Genomic DNA, 23,021 nt, shown 5'->3' with positions numbered 1-23,021 from the left:
GCTATAAAAACATAAAATAGCCGTACTTAATTGCAATAAATTTACCAAGAAAATAAATAACCAATGAAGCAAGCTACTTTAAATAATGCTGACCATACTCTCGATGCAATAGGATTGCGTTGTCCGGAGCCAGTCATGATGGTACGAATGAATATTCGTAAGATTGCAGTGGGCGAAACTTTACTGGTAATAGCTGATGACCCATCAACTACTCGAGATATACCCAGTTTTTGCGACTTTATGGAGCATGAGTTAGTAATAAAGGATGTCGCTTCTTCGCCCTATCAGTATTTGATCAAGAAGAAATAAGCACCGCTCGCTGTCAATAAAGGGGGTTCCGTTTTCGGTAACTGCTCCCTGCGTTACTCTACCTCCTGCGTCCATGCAGTCGTTCAACGGAATGACAGATTATTTTTTCTAATAATGTACTAGTATTCATGATGTTAGTTAATTTACACCACGTCATCCCGTAATGCTTTTGCACGGGACCTCCCAAATTCAAAACGTGCCTACAAACAATGGCTCTTCGGTTCTCGTCTCTCATAATAAAAAAGACGCCAATTGGCGTCTTTTTTTGTTCTAATATATGTCCAGTCCTGAATGTGTAACCCTATTTCAGGACGACACAATAATTACCTAGCAATTATTGTAACAACGAGATATCGGCTACATTAAAAAAACTTTCTCTTAATTGACTGAGCAAAGTTAAACGGTTGGTCTTAACAGCTTCATCATCAGCCATAACCATTACATTATCAAAAAATTCATCAACTGGTGCTCTTAAGCTTGCTAACTTTGTTAGAGCTAGTTGATATTCTTTATTAGCAAATAATGGTGTAAGTTCAGTACTTAAATTACTGTATACTTCTGCTAGTGCTAATTCTGCAGGCTCAGTTGCAAGTTCAAGATTAAATTCGCTATATAGTTGACCTTCAAATTTAGCCAAAATATTACCAACTCGTTTATTTGCTGCAGCTAATGCTTGCGCTTCATCTAACGTCTGGAAGAAACTTACGGCTTTAACACGTTGGTCAAAATCCAATGGTGCAGTAGGCTTATTTGCCAAGACAGCTTGAATCACATCAACAGTGATACCCTGCTCTTGATAATAGGCACGGAAACGACCCATGATGAATTCTATAACGTCTGCAGCAGTATTCGTATTAGAAAGCTTATCACCATATGATGCAATACTTACTGTCAGTAACTCAGCGATATCAAGAGGCAGTTTCTTCTCGATAATAATTCGAATTAAACCAATTGCCGCTCGACGTAATGCAAATGGGTCTTTATCACCTTTAGGTGCTTGGTTAATACCAAAAATTCCTACCAATGTATCAACTTTATCTGCGATAGCAACGCTTGCGCCAATAACGCCTTCCGGTAACTTGTCACCAGCAAAACGTGGGCGATATTGATCTTCTAGTGCCTGGGCAACAGCTTCAACTTCACCATCATTTTGTGCGTAATACTTGCCCATAGTTCCTTGTACTTGTGGGAACTCAAGAACCATATCTGTCATTAAATCGGTTTTACTTAATAAGCCGGCGCGATAGGCATTTTCAGTATTTTCCTTTAATGAACCAGCAATGTGTTTACTTAAATCGGCAATACGCTCTGATTTATCTTTTAATGTACCCAACTGCTTTTGAAACAATACATTTTCAAGGCTAACTAGACGATCTTCTAAACTTTGTTTTTTATCCGTTGTAAAGAAAAACTCAGCATCAGCCAAACGTGGACGGATAACTTTTTCATTACCACGAACAACTTCTTCTGGTTGTTTCGATTCAATGTTAGTGACAAAAATAAACTTAGCTAATAGTTCACCATTAGCCCCTACTGCAGGGAAGTATTTTTGATGATCTTTCATCGAATAGATTAATGGTTCCGCTGGCACTTGCAAAAAGTCTTCATCAAAGCTGCCAACTAGCACTGATGGCCATTCATTAATTGATGTTACTTCATCAACCAATTCATCATCCAGTAATGCAGTTGCATTTAGTGTATTAGCTGCCGCATTTACCTCAGCAATGATCTTATTACGACGAACTTCGTAGTCTGCTATTACATATGCTTGTTCAAGCGTAGCTTCATATACATCAGCATTTGGCAATTCAATATTGCCATCAAAATGAAAACGATGGCCTTGCAATTGATTACTAGATTGAATTCCTAACACTTCACCAGCAATAACTTCTTCGCCATACATCATAGTTAAAGTATGTATAGGACGAATAAACTGAATTCGGCTACTGCCCCAACGCATTGGTTTAGGGATTGGAAGTTTGCCTACAGCTGTATTTACTATAACTTCAATTAAGTCATTTATTGACTGACCCTTTTGTGTTGCTTTATGCAGTAACCATTCGCCTTTATCTGTAGCTAAACGCTCGGCTTGTTCTACAGTAATACCATTTGAACGAGCCCAACCTTGAGCTGCTTTGGTGGCATTTCCTTCAGCATCAAAAGCAACATTTATAGCCGGACCACGTTTTTCAACAACTTTATCAGCTTGCTGTTGTTCTAACTCTTTTACCATTACCGCTAGGCGGCGTGGAGTAGCAAACCATTTTGCTTCACTATAATTTAATGATGCTGATGATAATTGTTCAGTGATTGAATCAAAAAATGCTGTCGCCAGTTTTTTGAGCGCCATTGGTGGTAGTTCTTCGGTACCTAATTCAATAAGAAGAGTATTAGTGCTCATTTACTTACCCTCCTGGTCTTTATTATCACGACACATTGGAAAACCTAATTCTTCACGAGCTGCGTAGTAAGCTTGTGCACATGCTTTTGCTAAGGTACGTACTCTTAATATATAGCGCTGTCTTTCGGTAACAGAAATTGCATGGCGGGCATCTAATAAATTAAATGCGTGTGATGCTTTCATCACTTGCTCGTAAGCTGGTAATGGCAAGCCTAGTTCTATTAATTTTGCACTTTCGGCTTCACAAACATCAAATTGATTAAATAACGCATCAACATTGGCATGCTCAAAGTTATATTTAGATTGCTCAACTTCATTTTGATGAAATACGTCGCGGTAATATACTTTACCTAATGGACCGTCAGCCCAAACTAAGTCATATATGCTATCAACATTTTGAATGTACATGGCTAAACGTTCTAAGCCGTATGTGATCTCACCAGTAACCGGAGCACACTCTAAGCCACCTACTTGTTGAAAGTAAGTGAACTGAGTAATTTCCATACCATTAAGCCAGATTTCCCAGCCTAATCCCCAAGCACCTAACGTAGGTGACTCCCAATTATCTTCAACAAATCGAACATCGTGAACTAATGTATCAATGCCTATTTCTTTTAATGAGTTAAGATATAACTCCTGAATATTTTTAGGTGATGGCTTTAGCACTACCTGAAATTGGTAATAGTGTTGTAAACGATTTGGATTTTCACCATAACGGCCATCGGTAGGACGACGACAAGGTTGTACGTAAGCACTGCTCATTGGCTCTGGGCCAATTGAACGTAAGAATGTCATTGGGTGAAATGTACCAGCACCCACTTCTAAGTCTAATGGTTGTACAATTACACAACCCTGCTCTGACCAATACTGTTGTAATTTAAGTATTAATCCCTGAAATGTTTTGATATCAAATGTACTCATGAATACCGTATTGTTTGTTAGGTGAAAAAATTGCGCTAATTATAACGGTTGTTTACTTCTTCGCCTAGTGAAAAATATCAGAAACTAGAGTCGATATACGAGAAACGAAGAGCCACTCTTCTTTATCTTGTAGCAATAACTTGAAAGCGACGGAACATTTACTTTTTATATACACTTATAAATGTGTTCACTTACTCGGGTTTCTCGTTTCTAAAACTATAACTCTTAAAAACAAAAACCCAGCTAGTTAGCTGGGTTTTGAAAATGATAACGTTATAGGTATTTAACTACACATCCAAGTTTTCAACGTTCAGCGCGTTATCATCAATAAACTTACGACGCGGTTCAACGTGATCACCCATTAAAGTAGTAAACAATTGATCAGCACCTACTGCATCTTCAATAGTTACTTGTAACATGCGGCGAGTTTCAGGATCCATTGTAGTTTCCCAAAGCTGCTCAGGGTTCATTTCACCCAAACCTTTATAACGTTGGATATATTGACCACGTTCAGCTTCTTTCATTAACCATGTACGAGCTTCTACAAACGACTTAACCGGTTTAACTTTCTCGCCACGTTTAACGTATGCACCTTCTTCCATGAGACCATTAATGGCTTCGTTAAGCGCCATAATAGCTTTAAATTCTGAAGAATGAATGAGTTCATAACTAAAGTTGTGCACGTTGTCTATGCCGTGCATACGGATTGTAACAGACGGAAAGTAGATGTTTCGTTCACTGTCATGCTCTACCGTTGCTGAGTATAATGAACCGTTGTCGCCTTGTTCTTCTAGCAATTCTACGAAAGTCTTCGTCCACGCTTCAACTTTAGCTTTATCTGCAAAGTCGCCATTGCCAATTACTGGAGCGTAAACTAATTGATTCAATAATGATTCCGGTATTTGTCGGGAAACACGTTGAATAATTTTCATTGTATCGCGATATTGATTAAATAAACCTTCTAACGCTAATCCTGATACAGCAGGAGCACCTTCATTTACGTGTATAGATGAATTATCTAATGCAAGCGATGTGAAGTACTCTTCCTTTTGTTCATCATCTTTTAGGTATCTTTCCTGCTTACCTTTTTTCACTTTATATAATGGTGGTTGAGCAATATAAATATAGCCACGTTCAATTACTTCTGGCATTTGACGGTAGAAGAAGGTTAATAATAATGTACGGATGTGTGAGCCATCTACATCGGCATCGGTCATGATAACGATCGAATGATAACGCATTTTATCTGGGTTATATTCATCACGGCCAATACCACAACCTAAAGCAGTGATTAACGTCCCCACTTCTTGTGAAGATATCATTTTATCAAAACGAGCTTTTTCGACGTTTAGTATTTTACCTTTAAGCGGAAGAATTGCTTGGTTTTTACGGTTACGCCCCTGCTTGGCTGATCCGCCAGCAGAGTCCCCTTCCACAATATATAGTTCAGAAAGTGCAGGATCTTTTTCCTGACAATCGGCAAGTTTGCCCGGTAAACCTGCTATATCTAATACGCCTTTACGGCGAGTCATTTCACGAGCTTTACGCGCCGCTTCACGAGCACGTGCGGCATCGATAATTTTCATGATAATGGTTTTTGCTATAGTTGGATTTTCAAGTAAGTATTCACCTAACTTTTCACCCATAGCTTGTTCAACAGCAGTTTTAACTTCTGAAGAAACCAATTTATCTTTAGTTTGTGAAGAAAACTTAGGGTCTGGCACTTTAACTGATATTACTGCCGTTAAGCCTTCACGAGCATCATCGCCACTTGCGCTGGTTTCACCGCCGCCTTTAGCTTTTTTGTTTAAACCTTCTTTCGTCATATAACTATTTAAGGTACGAGTTAATGCTGTTCTAAAACCACTTAAATGAGTACCACCATCACGCTGTGGAATATTATTAGTAAAACAGTGGATATTTTCTTGGAAGCCATCATTCCACTGCATTGCTATTTCAACCACAATGCCGTCATCACGGGTAAGATCAAAATAAAATATTTGATCATTTACAGGTGTTTTATTGGTATTTAAATAATCAACGAATGCTTGAATACCACCTTCATAATAGAAGTGATCTTCACGCCCATCACGCTCATCTTTAAGACGAATTGATACACCGGAGTTTAAGAAAGACAATTCGCGAATACGCTTCGCTAATATATCGTAATGAAAAATAGTATCAGAGAATGTTTCATCACTTGGCCAGAAGCGTACCTGAGTACCTGTTTTTTCTGTTGTACCGATCTCTTTCAATGGTGCTACGGCATCACCCATACTATATGCTTGTTCATGAACCTTACCAGCCCTGCGGATAGTTAATTCCAGTTTAGAACTTAACGCATTTACTACTGAAATACCTACACCGTGCAAACCACCAGAAACTTTATAACCAGAATCTTCACCACCAAATTTACCACCAGCATGAAGTACTGTCATGATTACTTCGGCAGCAGATACTCCCTCTTCTGGGTGAATATCAGTTGGGATACCACGACCATCATCTTTAACAGATACCGAGTTATCACCATGAATAGTTACAGTAATGTCCTGACAATGACCAGCTAATGCTTCATCAATTGAGTTATCAAGAACCTCGAAAACCATGTGGTGTAAACCAGTACCATCATCGGTATCACCGATATACATACCTGGTCTTTTACGTACTGCATCTAAGCCTTTTAAGACTTTGATACTGGACGAGCCGTATTCATTTTCTACACTCATTTTAATCGCCTTGCTTTAGTTCTGATATCACGCCATGTTCCACGTGAAACATTTTATAATTTTGTTGTTCTGGAATTATTGGTTCCAGTGCATTTGTGTCTATTGCCGTAATGAACAACTGACAATTTAATTGCTCAATTGCTCGAGCTAGAGCAGTTCTGGAACTGGTATCTAACTCAGCGCCAATATCATCTATAAGAATTATTGGTGCTATTTGTTGGCAGTTAAAAATTAAATTAGCCTGCGCTATTGTCAGAGCCATCAAAAATAATTTTTGTTGACCCCGAGATAAAACTTGTTCAATGTTTGATTTTTTATAATTAAATTTAACATCGAATTTATGAGCCCCAAATAAGCTATGCCCATATTTTTTTTCTCGCTGTGAATTTTCATTCAAAACGTCTATCAACTTACGCTTACTACTCCAACCTTGCGAGTAATGTAAAACAATATCTTCAGATAGTGTCGGTAATAAAATCTTCAACCATCTGTTTAATTCGCCAGAAAGTTGTTCTATGTAGGCAACCCTAACATCGGCAATATGCTGAGAATATTGACAAAATAATTCATTCCAATAGTCAAATTGCTGACCCGTAATTCTAGTTTTTAGACAAGCATTACGTTGTAATAGAACCTTTCTAAAATCACGCCAAAGATCAGAATACTGATGTTCCACGTGAAACAATCCTAAATCTACAAATTTGCGTCGCTCTTTAGGACCACCAAAAAATAATCTGAACGTCTCTGGTGTAATAACTTGAACGGCAATATTCTTGGCTAAATCTGATAATCTAAATTTAGAATCGCCATTAATTTTTATGTCAAAATTACCGCTATTGTCTCGTCGTACACCTAGTTGATAATTTCTGTCATCTTTAACACTAACAACAAAATGGTCACTTACATTATTAATTAAATTTTCAATTTTTGTGGTACGAAAAGATTTCCCATGCCCCAAGAAAAATAAACTTTCTAGTAAACTGCTTTTGCCACTGCCATTATCTCCGGTGATTAAATTTAATTTAGAATGAAAATTAACACTGATGTAACTTAAATTTCGAAATTGACTGGTTGTTAAACTGCTAATACTCATTAACGGTTAAATCAACAACTAAAGTCGCATAGGCATAATCACATAAAGGGCTTCGCCGGTTTCTTCACCTTCAAGTACTACACTAGAGTTTGCATCAGACAAAGTAAACTTAACCCCATCTTCTTTAATAGCATTTAGAACATCAAGGATGTAACTTACGTTAAAGCCTATTTCTAAACTATCAAACGGAAAGTCAATTTCAAGGTATTCTTCAGCTTGTTCTTGCTCAGGATTATTTGCAGTGATTTTTAATTCATTAGGAGCAAAGTTTAATCTTACACCTTTAAATTTTTCATTAGATAAAATAGAAGCTCGTGATAACACTTGTTTTAATTTTTCTTTATTTGTAGTCAGTACTTTATCACCATTTCTTGGTAGTACTCTACGATAATCAGGAAAGCGGCCATCAACAAGTTTACTGGTAAATGAAAAGTCATTATCTATGATGCGAATATGATTTGGCCCTAAATAAACTTGTACATTTTCATCAATAGGGTCAAGCAATCTGATAATTTCAAGAATGCCTTTACGAGGCACAATAACTTGACGCGCTGGTAAAGTTAAGCTGTCATTAACTATTTTACAAATAGCCAAACGATGACCATCGGTAGCAACAGAACGTATTTCATTATTTTCTGTTTCAATCGACATACCATTTAAATAATAACGTACATCTTGATTCGCCATAGAAAAATGAGTACTTTCAATTAGTCGTAGCAATTGGGACTTTTGCAAACTAAATTCAACATCCCCCTGCCATTGCTCAATATTAGGAAAATCATTAGCAGGAAGAGTAGCAAGAGAGTAACGACTGCGGCCGGAAACAATACTGATTGATTCACCGGAAAGTTCAAATTGGATTTGAGCATCATCAGGCAGGCTTTTACATATATCCAACAATTTACGCGCTGGAACTGTAACTTTCCCATCTGGGCCTTCATTGTTAATTTCAGTAGAAGAAACCATTTCAAGCTCTAAATCAGTGGCTATCATAGTAAGTGACTGCCCACTAACTTCTAGTAGTATATTACCTAAAATAGGTAAAGTGCTTTTACGCTCAACTGCACCAGAAACCAATAAAAGTGGTTTTAAAAGTAAATCCCTAGATAATGAAAATTTCATTCTTTAATATCCTGTTACGATGATAGTGTTCTTATTAGATTTGAGTAATCTTCTTTTATATCATGTGTTTCTTCACGTAAAGATTTAACTTTACGACATGCGTGTAGGACCGTAGTGTGATCACGACCACCAAACGCATCACCAATCTCAGGTAAACTGTGATTAGTTAATTCTTTTGCTAATGCCATTGCAATTTGTCTTGGTCTGGCAACGGATCGATTGCGACGTTTTGATAAAATATCTGCAACTTTAATTTTGTAATACTCAGCAACAGTCCTTTGTATATTGTCTATCGTCACAAGTTTATCTTGTAAGGCTAGTAAATCACGTAATGCTTCACGAACAAAATCAATAGTAATTGGGCGGCCGGTAAAATTAGCATTAGCGATAACTCTATTTAATGCTCCTTCCAATTCGCGAACATTAGAACGTAAACGTTTGGCTATGAAGAATGCAACTTCATCTGCCAAATTAGTATTACTCTCTTGCGCTTTGCGTTTTAATATTGCCACCCTTGTTTCAAGCTCTGGCGGTTCAATTGCTAAAGTTAAGCCCCAACCAAAACGGGATTTTAATCTATCTTCAACACCAGTGATTTCTTTTGGATATCTATCACTAGTTAATATTATTTGCTGATTACCTTCTAATAAGGCATTAAAGGTATGGAAAAACTCTTCTTGCGTTCGTTCTTTATTAGCAAAAAATTGAATATCATCAATTAGTAAGGCATCGACACCGCGATAGTATTGCTTAAATTTTTCAATTTCATTGTTTTGCAATGCTTTAACCATATCTTGTACAAAACGTTCAGAATGCATGTAAGCAATTTTGGCTTTTGGATTTTTTAACAGAATTCCGTTACCAACAGCATGTAATAAGTGGGTTTTTCCTAAACCAGTGCCGCCATAAATAAACAACGGGTTATATGCTTGACCAGGATTATCGGCAACTTGTGAAGCTGCGGCACGGGCCAGCTGATTAGATTTACCTTCTACGAAATTATCGAAAGTATACTTATCTCTTACATTGGTAGTTTTAGGAATATTTGGAACAACTTCGGCACTAGCACTTGCTTGTGCGTAATTTTGGTTGTGGCTGGCTGCAAATTTATTGGCAACCTCGGCAGCAACACTTTGAACTTGGGCGGGTTTATTACCAACATCGAACCGTAATTCTGGTGGGTTTGATTCTTCTATAGCAACCAACTGAGTAATTCGGGTCATGTACTTTTCACGAACCCAATCAAGGACAAATCGGTTTGGTGCATATAAAGTCATGCTGTTGCTGTCAACAACACATTGTAGTGGTCTTATCCACATACTAAATTGCTGGGCAGGTAGTTCTTCTTCAAGAACAGATAAGCAACTTTTCCAGAGTGAATGTTCCACTCAAAAACTCCTGTAATAAATCGCTTAACTCTGATGGCACTAACTAGAAAAGAATCAGTTATATAAAAATATTGAAAAACAATAAATTTAATGACTAATTGAGTGCTAAATAAATAATGGTCGAAACGATCTAAGTTATAATAATAATTGTTAGATTAAAGTCATTATCTCCCTACTTATCCACAAGTGCAATACGGCAAAAGCATTAAATGAAAAAAAACTTTTACTAAAAATAGATATTAAAGATAACTTGTTGATATTAAACGTTATAATAAATAGATTAAATTGTAATCACTACTATTAATTAAGCGATATAATAAACTATAATACTCCTTGCCAAATATAAAGTTATTAAAGCTAAAACTTTCTATTGTTATAAAACTGTGGACATTATTGTTTTAACCATAAAAACACTGGCCATAGAGGATAAAGATCATAATTAACGATCGTAATTTGTGATCAAAAAGATCCCTATTAATGCGAAAAGGATCTTTTCTATTATTAATTTATAATTATCGTTGACTTTAGTTGCAATTAAACTTAGAATTCGGCCTCAAATTTTATCACCCTGCTCGAAAACGTTTGTTTTCGCAAAGCAAACAAAACAGACGGATTAGCGTAATGAAAAGAACATTTCAACCTAGTAACTTAAAGCGTAAACGTAACCACGGTTTCCGTGCTCGCATGGCAACTAAAAACGGTCGTGCAGTAATTGCACGTCGTCGTGCAAAAGGTCGTGCTAAGCTTACCGCTTAATTCTTATTGTAAAATAAGGATAAGTAACCCATATGGGTAACTACGAATTTAATCGGGAGTCACGTTTGTTGACTCCCGGTCATTTTAAACAAGTCTTCGACAACCCCACTCGTTATGGTTCTAACCATTTCACCATCTTAATTACTTCAAATTCAGACAATAATAATCGCTTAGGCATGGCTATTGCCAAGAAGCGAGTTAAATTAGCTGTGCAAAGAAATCGTGTAAAACGACTTACCAGAGAAAGTTTTCGATTAAATCAACATAAATTACCTGCAGTCGATCTGGTTGTTATGGTAAAGTCTGGCATTGATAAACTCGATAACGATGCGATAAATCAACAACTGGAAAAAATATGGCGAAAAATAATTCAACGGCACAAAAGTTAATTATTGCTCCCATAATTGCTTATAAACGTTGGCTTAGCCCGCTCTTAGGCAATAATTGTCGATTCGATCCAACCTGCTCTACTTATGCTATTGAAGCAATTAATCGCTTTGGCGTGTTAAAAGGTGGTTGGTTAGCAGGCAAACGTATATTAAGATGTCACCCACTGCATGCGGGTGGAGAAGATCCCGTACCAAAATCAAAACAAGAGAATTAGCACATTATGGAATCACAACGCGGTTTGCTATTTGTAGCATTGTTAGTTGTTAGTTATTTACTATTCAACCAATGGCAAATGGATAATGCCCCTATTCAAACACCGGTAGAAGTTAGTGAAACTACTTCTGTACCTTCTAGTAACTCAGCTGAATCTGGCGAGTTTATTCCTGCTGCAACTGGCGAACAAACGTCAGTACCGCAAGCTGAAACTAAAGGTGGCATAATTACCATTACTTCAGATGTATTAGAACTTAAAGTTAATACACAAGGTGGCGACATTATTGCAGCTAATTTATTAGCCTTTGAAACTGAACAAGGCAGTGGCATCCCAATGCCAATATTAACCACTCAAGGTTATACCTTTGTTGCTCAAAGTGGCTTAATCGGTAGTCAAGGTCCTGATGCTAATCCTGCAGGTCGTCCAATTTACTCAACTGCTGCGCAAAGTTATGCTTTAAATGAAAGCAATGACAGCTTAGTTGTTGAATTAACATTTTCTGAAAATGACATCACCTATGTAAAGAGTTTTACTTTAACTAAAGGTAAATATGACGTAGCTGTTAATTATAAAATTATCAACAACTCGTCAGCCGCAGCTTCTGTTCAGTTATACGGTCAGTTAAAGCAATCAACCAATGTTGATGAAGACTCTAATATGATGATGCCAACCTACCGAGGTGCTGCATACTCTACGAGCGAAACTCGTTATGAAAAGTATGACTTTGGTGATATTGAAGACGCAAATTTAAAAGAATCAACTAAAGCTGGCTGGGTAGCTATGCTTCAGCATTACTTTGTTACCGCCTGGGTACCAAGTAATGAAACAAACAATCAACTATATAGCCGTTATTTAGACAACAATGGTCAAGCTGTTATCGGTTTTAAAGAACCATTAATTAATATTGCTCCAGGTAGTTCTGAAACTGCCACATCTACTTTCTATGTAGGCCCTAAAGACCAAGACAAGTTAGAAAAAATCTCTGAAGGTTTAGACTTAACAGTTGATTACGGTTTCCTTTGGATGATCAGCCAACCATTATTCTGGTTACTAATTTTCATTCAAGATATCGTGGTAAACTGGGGTTTAGCAATTATTTGTATCACTATTGTAGTGAAAACATTAATGTACCCACTTACTAAAACGCAATATACGTCAATGGCGAAAATGCGTAAAATTCAACCAAAAATGGCTGCATTAAAAGAACGCCATGGCGATGACAGACAAAAAATGTCACAAGCTATGATGGAGCTTTATAAGAAAGAGAAAGTAAACCCTGCTGGTGGTTGTTTACCGCTAATTCTACAAATGCCAATTTTCTTAGCACTTTACTGGGTGTTTATGGAAAGTGTTGAATTACGTCATGCAGAGTTTGGACTATGGATCACTGATTTATCATCAAAAGACCCTTACTTTATCTTGCCTATTTTAATGGGTGCATCGATGTTGTTAATGCAAAAATTACAACCAGCGATGAGCCAAGATCCTATGCAGCAAAAAATGATGCAGTGGATGCCAGTGTTTTTCACCTTCTTCTTCTTATGGTTCCCATCAGGATTAGTACTTTACTGGTTTATTTCAAACGTAATTACTATTGTTCAAATGCTGATTATTTTCAGAGGTATAGATAAAGCCGAAGAAAAAGCACTGTTAGCGAAGAAGTAATATAACTTCTAAAATGAATAAACAAGGGTAGCTGGTTAGCTACCCTTTTTACTTTTAAGAGGCGAGAAACGAAGAGCATGTCTGGAAGCTGGATGTTGAAACGAATTAAAGAGTAAATATGTTAATAATTTACCCACAAGGTTCCCCCTCGCTAGTGCGAGTGATGGAATGACAGTATATTTTATCTAATAACATATTTAATATCTGTTAATTTTCGGCTCTTCGTCCCTCGTTTCTAGTCTCTCGTTTCTTTTATGTTTATAATACAACCAATTATCCAATTTAAACGAATTAGCGAATTAACCAATGCCAAACACAAGCTCTCTAAGCCACAACACTGAAACCATAGCTGCACAAGCGACAGCACCAGGTAGAGGTGGTGTGGGCATAATTCGTGTTTCAGGACCCCTAGCCAAAATGGTTGCCGAGCATTTATTAGGTAAAGTACCAGAAATCAGAAAAGCAGAATATTTACCATTTTATGATCAAAATAAACAAGTTATAGATCAAGGCATCGCACTTTACTTTAAAGGTCCTAACTCGTTCACTGGCGAAGATATATTAGAATTACAGGGCCATGGTGGACCGGTTATTTTGGATATGTTGCTAAAACATATATTAAGCTTAAAAGCTGTTCGTATGGCCCGTCCAGGAGAGTTTTCAGAGCAAGCATTTATGAATGATAAGCTTGACTTAACCCAAGCCGAGGCGATCGCCGATTTAATCAATTCAAGCTCTGAACAAGCTGCTCGCTGCGCCTTACACTCCCTACAAGGTGATTTTTCCAAGCTTGTACATCAATTAGTAGATGATGTGATCCATTTACGTATGTACGTAGAAGCTGCTATCGACTTTCCTGAAGAAGAAATTGATTTTCTTGCCGATACTAAAATTAATACCGATTTAAAATCGTTAATCACCCAGGTTGACGATGTGATGGCTAAAGCTCAACAAGGCGCCATTATCAGAGAAGGTATGCGTGTGGTGATTGCAGGGCGTCCAAATGCAGGTAAATCAAGCTTGCTGAATGCTTTAAGTGGAAAAGATTCCGCCATAGTTACTGACATTGAAGGTACTACTCGTGATGTATTAAGCGAACAGATCCATATTGATGGCATGCCATTACATATTATTGATACTGCTGGTTTACGAGAAAGTCCAGATAAAGTGGAACAAATCGGCATTGAGCGTGCCTGGAAAGAAATTGCACAAGCCGATAGAGTCTTATTAATGATCGACTCATGTAAAGAAACAGGCGACAACCCAAAAGCCTTCTGGCCTGAGTTTTTTGAAAAGCTACCTGCGAATATGGGAGTAACTATAGTTAAAAATAAAGCCGATGTCAGTGGTATAGCAACCGGTTTAACGATAGATCACGGCACGCCAACGGTTTCTTTGTCGGCAAAAACTGAATCTGGTGTTACGACATTAAAAGATCACTTAAAAGAATGTATGGGTTATGAAGGTAATATTGAAGGTGGTTTTATGGCACGTCGACGTCATTTAGTCGCATTAAATAATGCTCACCAACATTTAATTAGTGGCTTAGATCAACTTGAGTCATATGTTGCTGGCGAAATTTTAGCCGAAGAATTACGCATATGCCAACAAGAACTCAATGAAATCACCGGTGAGTTTACTTCTGATGACCTGTTAGGCCAGATATTTTCTTCGTTTTGTATAGGTAAATAAAGAAAGATACGAGAGTGCTAGAAACGAAGAGCCTGACAATTGATATTGTTAGGCTTTTCTATTTGCAGAAGGCTAAATATATTCTATTAAAATATTTTTTCATCATTACTCCTACCACAATACTTGCAATTCTAAGCATGAACTGGAATTTATCCACGATTTTCGTTTCTAGTTTCTCGCCTCTCGTTTCTGTTTTCCTATATACTTCCGCTATATAAAATCACAATATTTTATCCAAATAGGGAGTATCAATGTCCTCATTTCAAATCATAGTTGGCAGTATGTTAGGTGGTACAGAGTACGTTGCAGAAGCAGCTGAAGAAGTACTAAAAGAGCATGGTCACAGCACAAAAATACACTTTCAGCCCAATTATTCTGAAATAAATAAAAAAGATCAGACTTGGCTGTTTTGTACTTCAACTCATGGTGCAGGGGATTTCCCTGAAAACATCGAAAATTTTATCCACGATCTAAAAGCTGACGATCAAGACTTTAACGATCTACCTTTCTTCGTGATCGCTGTCGGCGACAGCAGCTATGACACGTTTTGTTCTGCAGGAAAAAGCATACAAAACATAATGTTAGATAAAAGTGCAAAACAGCTAGCTAATATATTTACCATAGATATGATCGATATTGATGATCCAGAAGAAGCTTCTGCCAATTGGGTACGATCAATAATTGATCAGTTATAAAGAGTTATTCACATATTAGATCACATTAAAATACAAATGTGGATAACTCTGGGTAAAACATATTAATTTTCTATTATTATTCAGTGTACATTAAATTTAAGTAAAAGTGCTTGTGGATAAATAGATGTTTTGATCAAAGCTTATACGGTAGTTGATCAAGCTTTGATCACAGGATCCGATCTTACCTAAACATATGTTGTATATATGAAAATACTACTTATCAACAGAAATAAGGATCCTTAATAGTAATAGTAATAAGATCTAATAATAGATCTTTATATATTATTTAACGATCAAACCTTAGATCTTTTTAACACTTTGATCGTATCCCTCAGCTAAAAATAACGGTAGAATACACATCTTATATTTTTCATTCATAAATTTTTAGAGGTGCTCAAGCATGTTGTATCAAGAATCCTTTGACGTAATTGTTGTTGGGGGCGGACACGCAGGCACAGAAGCATCTTTAGCGGCAGCTCGTATGGGTTGCAAAACATTATTGCTTACTCATAATATTGACACTTTGGGTGCCATGTCGTGTAATCCAGCAATAGGTGGAATCGGTAAAGGTCACCTGGTAAAAGAGATTGATGCGCTAGGTGGTTTAATGGCTGAAGCAACTGATCATGCCGGGATCCAATTTCGTACACTTAACTCTTCAAAGGGGCCGGCTGTTCGTGCAACAAGAGCACAAGCGGATCGTTTATTATACAAGTCTTATGTACGTAACTATTTGGAAAACCAAGAAAATTTAACAATATTCCAACAAGCATGTGATGACTTGATCATGGATGGTGATCGTGTAGCCGGTGTTTCTACGCAAATGGGATTAAAGTTTACTGGTAAAACTGTTGTATTAACCGTAGGTACTTTCCTTGCAGGTCAGATACATATTGGCTTAAACAGTTATCAAGGTGGTCGCGCAGGCGATCCTGCATCAGTTAATTTAGCTGATCGTTTACGAGATATGCCATTTAGGATCGATCGTTTAAAAACCGGAACCCCACCTCGTTTAGATGCCCGCAGTCTTGATTTTTCTGTGATGCAAGAACAAGCAGGCGATGCACCAGTGCCAACATTCTCGTTTATGGGAAAAACTGAACATCACCCGCAGCAGATCCCTTGCTACATTACCCATACTAATACTAATACGCATGACATTATTCGTAGTGGCTTAGATCGTTCACCAATGTATACCGGTGTAATTGAAGGAATTGGCCCACGCTATTGCCCATCAATTGAAGATAAAATTATGCGTTTCAGTGATAAAGACTCGCATCAAATTTTTGTTGAGCCTGAAGGTTTAACAACCCATGAAATTTATCCAAATGGTATTTCCACAAGTTTACCGTTTGATGTGCAAATGGAATTAGTTCGCTCAATTAGAGGCTTTGAAAACGCACATATTACACGTCCGGGTTACGCAATCGAATATGATTTCTTTGATCCTCGCGACTTAAAACAAACCTTAGAAACCAAGCATATTGAAAATCTATTTTTTGCTGGTCAAATTAACGGAACTACTGGTTATGAAGAAGCTGGTGCACAAGGTTTAGTTGCCGGCTTAAATGCAGCTCGTCGCAGTCAAGATAAAGAATCTTGGACTCCTGGTCGTGAACAGGCATACATGGGCGTTTTGATTGATGATTTATCTACGTTAGGTACCAAAGAACCTTACCGTATGTTTACTTCACGTGCTGAATATCGTTTATTACTACGCGAAGACAATGCCGATATTCGCTTAACAGAGCAAGGTCGTGACCTAGGCTTAGTTGGTGATGCGCGTTGGGCACGTTTTTGTGAAAAAATGGAAAATGTCGAGCAGGAACGTCAACGTTTACGCGCTTTATGGGTACAAAAAGATCATCCAGCGGTAGATAAATTAAACCCTATGCTTAAAAATCCATTAAGCAAAGAAGCTAACTTGGAAGAATTGTTACGTCGTCCTGAAACTCGTTATGAAGAATTAATGTCTATTAGTGAATTTGGCCCTGGGATTACTGATAAACAAGCATTTGAGCAAGTTGAAATTCAAACTAAGTATCAAGGTTATATTGATCGTCAGTTAGATGAGATCAATAAAAAGAAACGTCATGAAAATACTCTGATCCCTGGTGATTTTGACTTTTCAAAAATTTCAGGATTATCAAACGAAGTTGTGGCCAAGCTAACAGACTCTCGCCCGGAAACATTAGGCAAAGCCTCGCGTATTTCAGGTATAACACCTGCGGCAATCTCTTTATTGTTGGTATACTTGAAGAAACACGGACTTTTACGCAGATCGGCTTAAGTCGATTTGCCTTTTATCATTAAACAACTAACGGTCAATCACATCCATGGATTTAACAGCCCAACTTACGTCTGAACTTAACGCATTAGTAAACAAAACAGATTTAAATTTAAGTACAGATCAAATTAATAAGCTTGTTGGTTATGTTGAGTTACTGCATAAATGGAATAAAGCCTACAATTTAACTTCCGTTCGTGAACCAAGCGAAATGTTGGTAAAGCATATTTTAGATTCGTTAGTAAATGGCCCTCACCTAAATGGTAATAGTTTTATCGATGTTGGAACTGGCCCTGGTTTGCCGGGAATTCCATTAGCTATTTTGTACCCAAACAAAAAATTTGTATTATTAGACAGTTTAGGCAAACGAGTGACATTTTTAAAGCAAGTTGTTTATCAATTAAAGCTGGAAAATGTAACGCCTGTACAATCTCGAGTGGAAAAATATATTCCGGATATACCATTTGACGGGGTATTAAGTCGTGCTTTTGCCTCATTAGAGGATATGATCACTTGGTGTCAGCATTTAGTTGATGAAAGTGGTCGATTTTATGCGTTAAAAGGCTTGTATCCAACTGAAGAATTAAATTCCATGCCTGCTGGCTTTGAGCTGGTTGAAAGTTTTACACTAAATGTGCCAGAGCTTGAAGGGCAACGACATTTAATTGAATTAAAGAAAATTAAATAATTAACAGCTAATCTGTGAATTGTTTGCTAAATTAGCAAATCAGCCAGACAAAAATAACAGCTGAACTTAAAAAAATTATTGGCGCGGGGACATTGTGGGAAAAATTATAGCAGTTGCCAACCAAAAAGGTGGTGTAGGCAAAACGACAACGTCGGTTAACTTGGCCGCTTCATTGGCAGCTACCAAACGTAAAGTATTACTTATAGATCTTGATCCACAAGGTAATGCAACTATGGGTAGTGGTATTGATAAATACGACGTACACGCAACGAGCTATGAGTTGCTAATTGATGAATTACCCCTGCCAGAAGTTATCTGCAGTGAAACCACAGGTCATTATGATTTAATTGCAGCAAATACTGATGTTACTGCTGCTGAAATAAAATTAATGGAAGTGTATGCTCGTGAGCAACGCTTAAAAAATGCTTTAGCACCATTTAAAGAAAATTATGACTTTATCATTATTGATTGTCCCCCTTCTCTAAATATGCTCACCGTTAATGCTATGGCTGCTGCAGATTCTGTATTAGTTCCTATGCAATGTGAGTATTACGCTCTTGAAGGCTTAACCGCATTAATGGATACAATTTCAAAGCTTTCTTCAGTAGTGAATAAAGATCTACATATTGAAGGAATTCTCCGCACCATGTACGATCCTCGTAATCGTTTAGCCAATGATGTATCTGAGCAATTAAAACGTCATTTTGGTGATAAAGTTTATCGAACGGTTATCCCTCGCAATGTACGTTTAGCAGAAGCACCAAGTTTTGGTACTCCAGCAATGTATTATGATAAATCAGCAACCGGTGCAAAAGCATACTTAGCTTTGGCTGGTGAAGTATTAAAAAAACAAGCACAACCGGCAGCGGTTAGCGAATAATAAGCAAGGATATTCATGAGCACGTCGAAACGTCGCGGCTTAGGTAGAGGCTTAGATGCCCTATTAACCTCAGCACCTAGAAAAACAGATAGATCTGAACAAGATATAACTGAAAATAATGTAGCGGTTATTCCAAGTGAATTGCAAAAGTTACCTATTGAACAGTTACAGCCTGGTAAGTATCAACCACGCAAAGATATGTCTGAAGGTGCTCTTGAAGAGCTTGCTAATTCGATAAAAGCGCAAGGTATTATCCAACCTGTAGTTGTCCGTCCTGTTGGTAAAGATAAATATGAAATTATTGCAGGTGAACGTCGCTGGCGTGCATCACAGCTAGCTGAATTAGACATTATCCCGTGTTTAATTAAAGATGTGCCTGATGAATCAGCTGTCGCTATTGCGTTAATTGAAAACATTCAGCGTGAAGATCTTAATGCGATGGAAGAAGCCATCGCATTAGAGCGCTTATTAAGTGAATTTGAACTCACCCATCAAGAAGTTGCTACTGCTGTTGGTAAATCGCGTACTACAGTAACCAACCTATTACGTTTAAATAGTTTAAATGATGACGTAAAAACCTTCCTCGAAAATGGCGATATTGAAATGGGCCACGCTCGCGCCCTATTAAGCTTACAAGGTGATCTGCAAACGACTACTGCTCGCACCGTTGCCGCCAAAGAGCTGACCGTTCGTGAAACGGAAAAGTTAGTCAAAAAGGTCCAACAACCCATTGTTGATAAACAGCCTGAGGTAAAAGACCCTGATACTTTAAAACTTGAAGATAATTTAGCTCTGCGCATCGGCTCACCAGTACAAATCAAGCACAACAAAAAAGGCAAAGGCAAAATGGAAATTTCTTTCGCTTCACTTGATGAGTTAGAAGGTATTTTGGCAAAAATACAATAGTTACTCTTTTCTGATTTTTGTTATTAAGTTGTGCTTTGTTACTACCAAAGTTTGCTTTAATGAAATAATTCACAACTACAGACATTTTTAGCCAAATGTCTAATAATAAATTTGCTGAATTAGTGTATTGTTATTGGCTTAAAAGTTGCAAAAGCGCTGTAAATCAGTATACTTGCGCACGCGTTTGACTATAAAAAAAACATTCGCTTAAAAAATACGTTTTATGACAGTGTTTCTTAGGAGTCACCGGTGACAAATATTTTAACGAAACCGGGTAAAAAGGTTGCCAATATTCAACTGCTAATGCAGCTGATAGTAACGCTACTAAGTTTTATAACTATTTATTTTAATTGGGGATTTACTTTAGCCCAGTCAGCATTAGCTGGTGGTGCAGTAAGTATTATCCCTAATTTTGTATTTGCTCTTAAAGCATTTAAATTTGCTGGAGCCAGCGCCTCACAACAAGTCGTAGACTCGTTTTACAAAGGCGTAAAATTAAAAATGATACTAACGGCAATTTTATTTGTTTTGTGTTTTAAATTTCTCGATTTGACGCCGATAGCATTTTTTACAACATATTCCTTAACAATGCTTGCGCCGTTTTTGGCAGGTGTTGTTAATAAATTTAACTTTAATCAACAATAATTAGGATAGAAGATGGCTGCAGATACAGGCTCTTATATCAAACATCACCTTACTAACTGGCAAGTTAGTGTAGGCGAAGGAAGTTTTATGACGCTTAATGTAGATACATTAGGTTGGTCAATCTTTCTAGGTTTGGTTTTTCTCTTAACATTCCGCTCGGTAGCAAAAAAAGCGACCACAGGTGTTCCCGGTAAGCTGCAATGTGCAGTGGAAATGATAGTTGGCTTTGTCGATAGCTCTGTCAAAGAAACATTCCACGGCAAAAATAAGCTAATTGCACCATTATCATTAACCATCTTTGTATGGGTATTGTTGATGAATGCCATGGACTGGGTTCCGGTTGACTTAATTCCTACTATTGCCCAATTTATTGGTGGCTTTATGGGGGTTGATCCTGAACATGTTTACATTAAATCAGTACCTACTACAGATTTAAATATGACTTTCGCCCTTTCTTTAGGGGTGTTCTTCCTAGTCATATACTACTCAATCAAGATAAAAGGTTTTGGTGGTTTCATGAAGGAACTTACACTACAACCGTTTAACCACTGGGCCTTTATTCCGGTAAACTTCATCCTAGAAACAGTAACCTTACTTGCTCGTCCATTATCATTGGCTCTGCGTTTGTTCGGTAACTTGTATGCTGGTGAGTTGATCTTTGTTTTGATCGCCACAATTGGTTTGTTCCAATTGCCGGTACACTTTTTATGGGCAGCGTTCCATTTACTCGTAATTCCTCTTCAGGCGTTTATCTTCATGATGTTAACCATCGTGTATTTAAGCTTAGCGCACGAAGATCACTAGTTCCTACTAAGATAATTACTTAGCAAGAACTAGTAACACAGGAAGTAACCATAATGGTTTAGGGCAGGAAGCCCAAATGTACAAAATTTAATTTTATTAAATACTTTAATTTTTAACTTAACTAACTAAATAATAACTGGAGATACACATGTTATATATTGCTGTTGCTTTACTAATCGGTTTAGGTGCTTTAGGTACTGCGATTGGTTTCGGTCTACTTGGTGGCAAATTCTTAGAATCAGCTGCTCGTCAACCTGAATTAGCACCACAACTTCAAGTAAAAATGTTCATCGTAGCGGGTCTTATCGATGCTATCGCGATGATCGGTGTAGGTATTGGTCTATACATGTTATTCGCTCTTTAATAAGACATTTTTTATTAAACTTGAATAACTTAAAGGAGGTACACAAATGAATATTAATATTACTCTTGTTGGTGAATTAATCGCATTTGTCGTATTCGTAATATTCTGCATGAAGTTCGTATGGCCACCAATTATGGGTGCCATCGAAGACCGTCAAAAAACTATTGCTGACGGACTTGCTGCTTCTGAACGTGCTGCAAAAGATCTAGAGCTTGCTCAAGACAATGCAAAAGCACAATTAAAAGAAGCTAAAGCTCAAGCTGCTGAAATCGTTGAAGGTGCTAAAAAGCGCGAAACTCAAATGATTGAAGAAGCTGCCGGCAAAGCAATTGCTGAACGTGATAAAATTATCGCTTCAGGACACGCAGAAATTGAATCAGAGCGTCACCGTGCACGTGAAGAATTACGCAAACAAGTTGCTGTTCTTGCCGTTGCTGGTGCAGAGAAAATTCTTGAACGCTCTATTGATGCCGCTGCACATAGCGACATCTTAGATAAACTAGTCGCTGAACTTTAAGGGGAAATGAGCTATGTCTGAATTGACTACCGTTGCTCGTCCTTATGCTAAAGCAGCGTTCGATTTTGCCGTTGAAGCTAAAGCAGTAGACACTTGGTTAGAAATGCTAGTGTTTGCCGCTGAAGTAGCACAAAACGACACAGTAGCCGGTTACCTTAATGGTGACAAAGGCGTTGAAGAAGTGAAAAACTTATTCATCAGTGTTTGTGGTGAGCAATTAAACGACAAAGGCCAAAACTTTATTAAGTTGTTGGCTGAAAATCAACGTTTGTTGGCGTTACCAGAAATTCTTGTCCAATTTGTTGAATTAAAAGCAGATTACGAACAAGAAGTTTCTGTAGATGTAACTTCTGCTCAAAAATTGAAAGCAGCTGAAGTTAAAACATTAAGCGCCGCGCTTGAAAAGCGTTTGGCACGTAAAGTTAAGCTAAATTGTACAGTAGATGCTACCGTAGTATCTGGTCTTGTTATCAAGGCTGGTGATATGGTTATCGATGGCTCAGTTCGTGGTAAACTGAACCGTTTAGCAACTACATTACAATCCTAATTGGGGAACAG

Annotated in this window: 22 protein-coding genes; 16 read left to right on the top strand and 6 right to left on the bottom strand. The window is 37.5% G+C overall.

Annotated features, from left to right (window positions below; translation table 11 throughout):
- Positions 1 to 63: 63 nt before the first annotated feature.
- The gene (tusA, locus tag RI844_RS13960; RefSeq protein WP_348395283.1) at positions 64 to 309 is read left to right on the top strand and encodes a sulfurtransferase TusA; all 246 of its coding nucleotides are present in this window, start codon (positions 64 to 66) and stop codon (positions 307 to 309) included.
- A gap of 334 nt (positions 310 to 643) precedes the next feature.
- Here the strand turns inward: tusA and glyS are convergent, their stop codons facing one another.
- The 6 genes from glyS to dnaA all read right to left on the bottom strand — a co-directional run bounded on the left by glyS (position 644) and on the right by dnaA (position 9,960).
- Positions 644 to 2,710 carry a glycine--tRNA ligase subunit beta gene (gene glyS / locus RI844_RS13955; RefSeq protein WP_348395282.1) on the bottom strand — a complete coding sequence of 689 codons (2,067 nt, stop codon included), beginning with the start codon at positions 2,708 to 2,710 and terminating at the stop codon, positions 644 to 646.
- On the bottom strand, positions 2,711 to 3,631 hold the full coding sequence (glyQ, locus tag RI844_RS13950; protein WP_348395281.1) for a glycine--tRNA ligase subunit alpha: 921 nt from the start codon (positions 3,629 to 3,631) through the stop codon (positions 2,711 to 2,713). It lies immediately after the preceding gene.
- A gap of 287 nt (positions 3,632 to 3,918) precedes the next feature.
- Complete coding sequence (gene gyrB, locus RI844_RS13945; RefSeq protein WP_348395280.1) at positions 3,919 to 6,357, bottom strand: DNA topoisomerase (ATP-hydrolyzing) subunit B; 2,439 nt, start codon at positions 6,355 to 6,357, stop codon at positions 3,919 to 3,921.
- Position 6,358: 1 nt separating this feature from the next.
- A complete protein-coding gene (gene recF, locus RI844_RS13940; RefSeq protein WP_348395279.1) occupies positions 6,359 to 7,450 on the bottom strand; it encodes a DNA replication/repair protein RecF in 1,092 nt (363 codons plus the stop codon).
- Positions 7,451 to 7,468: 18 nt separating this feature from the next.
- Positions 7,469 to 8,572: a DNA polymerase III subunit beta gene (dnaN, locus tag RI844_RS13935; RefSeq protein WP_348395278.1), complete on the bottom strand. Its 1,104-nt coding sequence runs from the start codon at positions 8,570 to 8,572 to the stop codon at positions 7,469 to 7,471.
- Between the two features lie 14 nt (positions 8,573 to 8,586).
- Positions 8,587 to 9,960: a chromosomal replication initiator protein DnaA gene (dnaA, locus tag RI844_RS13930; protein WP_348395277.1), complete on the bottom strand. Its 1,374-nt coding sequence runs from the start codon at positions 9,958 to 9,960 to the stop codon at positions 8,587 to 8,589.
- Between the two features lie 621 nt (positions 9,961 to 10,581).
- Here dnaA and rpmH point away from each other — a divergent pair.
- The 15 genes from rpmH to atpH all read left to right on the top strand — a co-directional run bounded on the left by rpmH (position 10,582) and on the right by atpH (position 23,010).
- The gene (gene rpmH / locus RI844_RS13925) at positions 10,582 to 10,716 is read left to right on the top strand and encodes a 50S ribosomal protein L34 (RefSeq protein ID WP_143582920.1); all 135 of its coding nucleotides are present in this window, start codon (positions 10,582 to 10,584) and stop codon (positions 10,714 to 10,716) included.
- Positions 10,717 to 10,781: 65 nt separating this feature from the next.
- Positions 10,782 to 11,105: a ribonuclease P protein component gene (gene rnpA, locus RI844_RS13920; protein ID WP_348395276.1), complete on the top strand. Its 324-nt coding sequence runs from the start codon at positions 10,782 to 10,784 to the stop codon at positions 11,103 to 11,105.
- Entirely contained in the window at positions 11,072 to 11,320 is a 249-nt protein-coding gene (gene yidD / locus RI844_RS13915; RefSeq protein ID WP_348395275.1) for a membrane protein insertion efficiency factor YidD, read from the top strand. The genes rnpA and yidD overlap by 34 nt, the downstream gene beginning before the upstream one ends.
- Before the next feature lie 6 nt (positions 11,321 to 11,326).
- Positions 11,327 to 12,985: a membrane protein insertase YidC gene (gene yidC / locus RI844_RS13910; protein WP_348395274.1), complete on the top strand. Its 1,659-nt coding sequence runs from the start codon at positions 11,327 to 11,329 to the stop codon at positions 12,983 to 12,985.
- A gap of 306 nt (positions 12,986 to 13,291) precedes the next feature.
- Complete coding sequence (gene mnmE, locus RI844_RS13905; protein ID WP_348395273.1) at positions 13,292 to 14,677, top strand: tRNA uridine-5-carboxymethylaminomethyl(34) synthesis GTPase MnmE; 1,386 nt, start codon at positions 13,292 to 13,294, stop codon at positions 14,675 to 14,677.
- Positions 14,678 to 14,928: 251 nt separating this feature from the next.
- A complete protein-coding gene (gene mioC, locus RI844_RS13900; protein ID WP_348395272.1) occupies positions 14,929 to 15,372 on the top strand; it encodes an FMN-binding protein MioC in 444 nt (147 codons plus the stop codon).
- Positions 15,373 to 15,772: 400 nt separating this feature from the next.
- Positions 15,773 to 17,662, top strand: a complete 1,890-nt coding sequence (gene mnmG, locus RI844_RS13895; RefSeq protein ID WP_348395271.1) for a tRNA uridine-5-carboxymethylaminomethyl(34) synthesis enzyme MnmG — start codon at positions 15,773 to 15,775, stop codon at positions 17,660 to 17,662.
- A gap of 46 nt (positions 17,663 to 17,708) precedes the next feature.
- Positions 17,709 to 18,347 carry a 16S rRNA (guanine(527)-N(7))-methyltransferase RsmG gene (gene rsmG / locus RI844_RS13890; protein WP_348395270.1) on the top strand — a complete coding sequence of 213 codons (639 nt, stop codon included), beginning with the start codon at positions 17,709 to 17,711 and terminating at the stop codon, positions 18,345 to 18,347.
- 94 nt (positions 18,348 to 18,441) lie between these two features.
- A complete protein-coding gene (locus RI844_RS13885) occupies positions 18,442 to 19,227 on the top strand; it encodes a ParA family protein (RefSeq protein ID WP_348395269.1) in 786 nt (261 codons plus the stop codon).
- Positions 19,228 to 19,242: 15 nt separating this feature from the next.
- Positions 19,243 to 20,133 (top strand): ParB/RepB/Spo0J family partition protein, encoded by an 891-nt coding sequence (locus RI844_RS13880; protein WP_348395268.1) that lies wholly within the window; start codon positions 19,243 to 19,245, stop codon positions 20,131 to 20,133.
- A 249-nt stretch (positions 20,134 to 20,382) separates the two neighbouring features.
- Positions 20,383 to 20,778 (top strand): ATP synthase subunit I, encoded by a 396-nt coding sequence (locus tag RI844_RS13875; protein ID WP_348395267.1) that lies wholly within the window; start codon positions 20,383 to 20,385, stop codon positions 20,776 to 20,778.
- Positions 20,779 to 20,790: 12 nt separating this feature from the next.
- Complete coding sequence (gene atpB / locus RI844_RS13870) at positions 20,791 to 21,582, top strand: F0F1 ATP synthase subunit A (RefSeq protein ID WP_348395266.1); 792 nt, start codon at positions 20,791 to 20,793, stop codon at positions 21,580 to 21,582.
- A 148-nt stretch (positions 21,583 to 21,730) separates the two neighbouring features.
- The gene (gene atpE, locus RI844_RS13865; protein ID WP_143582908.1) at positions 21,731 to 21,946 is read left to right on the top strand and encodes a F0F1 ATP synthase subunit C; all 216 of its coding nucleotides are present in this window, start codon (positions 21,731 to 21,733) and stop codon (positions 21,944 to 21,946) included.
- A 46-nt stretch (positions 21,947 to 21,992) separates the two neighbouring features.
- The gene (gene atpF, locus RI844_RS13860; RefSeq protein WP_348395265.1) at positions 21,993 to 22,463 is read left to right on the top strand and encodes a F0F1 ATP synthase subunit B; all 471 of its coding nucleotides are present in this window, start codon (positions 21,993 to 21,995) and stop codon (positions 22,461 to 22,463) included.
- Between the two features lie 13 nt (positions 22,464 to 22,476).
- A complete protein-coding gene (gene atpH / locus RI844_RS13855; protein ID WP_348395264.1) occupies positions 22,477 to 23,010 on the top strand; it encodes a F0F1 ATP synthase subunit delta in 534 nt (177 codons plus the stop codon).
- Positions 23,011 to 23,021 lie beyond the last annotated feature (11 nt).

The sequence above is a fragment of the Thalassotalea fonticola genome (assembly GCF_032911225.1).
Taxonomy (GTDB): Bacteria; Pseudomonadota; Gammaproteobacteria; order Enterobacterales; family Alteromonadaceae; genus Thalassotalea_A; species Thalassotalea_A fonticola.
The sequence above is the reverse complement of the archived record's forward strand: the minus strand, read 5'-3'. Positions and strand labels throughout refer to the sequence as shown.

Excerpts from the sequence above, each read along its gene's own strand:
- mnmE (WP_348395273.1), top strand. The coding sequence starts at position 13,292 with ATGCCAAACACAAGCTCTCTAAGCCACAACACTGAAACCATAGCTGCA.
- tusA (WP_348395283.1), top strand. The coding sequence starts at position 64 with ATGAAGCAAGCTACTTTAAATAATGCTGACCATACTCTCGATGCAATA.
- gyrB (WP_348395280.1), bottom strand. The coding sequence starts at position 6,357 with ATGAGTGTAGAAAATGAATACGGCTCGTCCAGTATCAAAGTCTTAAAA.
- mnmG (WP_348395271.1), top strand. The coding sequence starts at position 15,773 with ATGTTGTATCAAGAATCCTTTGACGTAATTGTTGTTGGGGGCGGACAC.
- atpF (WP_348395265.1), top strand. The coding sequence starts at position 21,993 with ATGAATATTAATATTACTCTTGTTGGTGAATTAATCGCATTTGTCGTA.
- glyQ (WP_348395281.1), bottom strand. The coding sequence starts at position 3,631 with ATGAGTACATTTGATATCAAAACATTTCAGGGATTAATACTTAAATTA.
- recF (WP_348395279.1), bottom strand. The coding sequence starts at position 7,450 with ATGAGTATTAGCAGTTTAACAACCAGTCAATTTCGAAATTTAAGTTAC.
- dnaN (WP_348395278.1), bottom strand. The coding sequence starts at position 8,572 with ATGAAATTTTCATTATCTAGGGATTTACTTTTAAAACCACTTTTATTG.
- mioC (WP_348395272.1), top strand. The coding sequence starts at position 14,929 with ATGTCCTCATTTCAAATCATAGTTGGCAGTATGTTAGGTGGTACAGAG.
- atpB (WP_348395266.1), top strand. The coding sequence starts at position 20,791 with ATGGCTGCAGATACAGGCTCTTATATCAAACATCACCTTACTAACTGG.
- rsmG (WP_348395270.1), top strand. The coding sequence starts at position 17,709 with ATGGATTTAACAGCCCAACTTACGTCTGAACTTAACGCATTAGTAAAC.
- rpmH (WP_143582920.1), top strand. The coding sequence starts at position 10,582 with ATGAAAAGAACATTTCAACCTAGTAACTTAAAGCGTAAACGTAACCAC.
- yidC (WP_348395274.1), top strand. The coding sequence starts at position 11,327 with ATGGAATCACAACGCGGTTTGCTATTTGTAGCATTGTTAGTTGTTAGT.
- RI844_RS13880 (WP_348395268.1), top strand. The coding sequence starts at position 19,243 with ATGAGCACGTCGAAACGTCGCGGCTTAGGTAGAGGCTTAGATGCCCTA.
- atpH (WP_348395264.1), top strand. The coding sequence starts at position 22,477 with ATGTCTGAATTGACTACCGTTGCTCGTCCTTATGCTAAAGCAGCGTTC.
- glyS (WP_348395282.1), bottom strand. The coding sequence starts at position 2,710 with ATGAGCACTAATACTCTTCTTATTGAATTAGGTACCGAAGAACTACCA.
- atpE (WP_143582908.1), top strand. The coding sequence starts at position 21,731 with ATGTTATATATTGCTGTTGCTTTACTAATCGGTTTAGGTGCTTTAGGT.
- yidD (WP_348395275.1), top strand. The coding sequence starts at position 11,072 with ATGGCGAAAAATAATTCAACGGCACAAAAGTTAATTATTGCTCCCATA.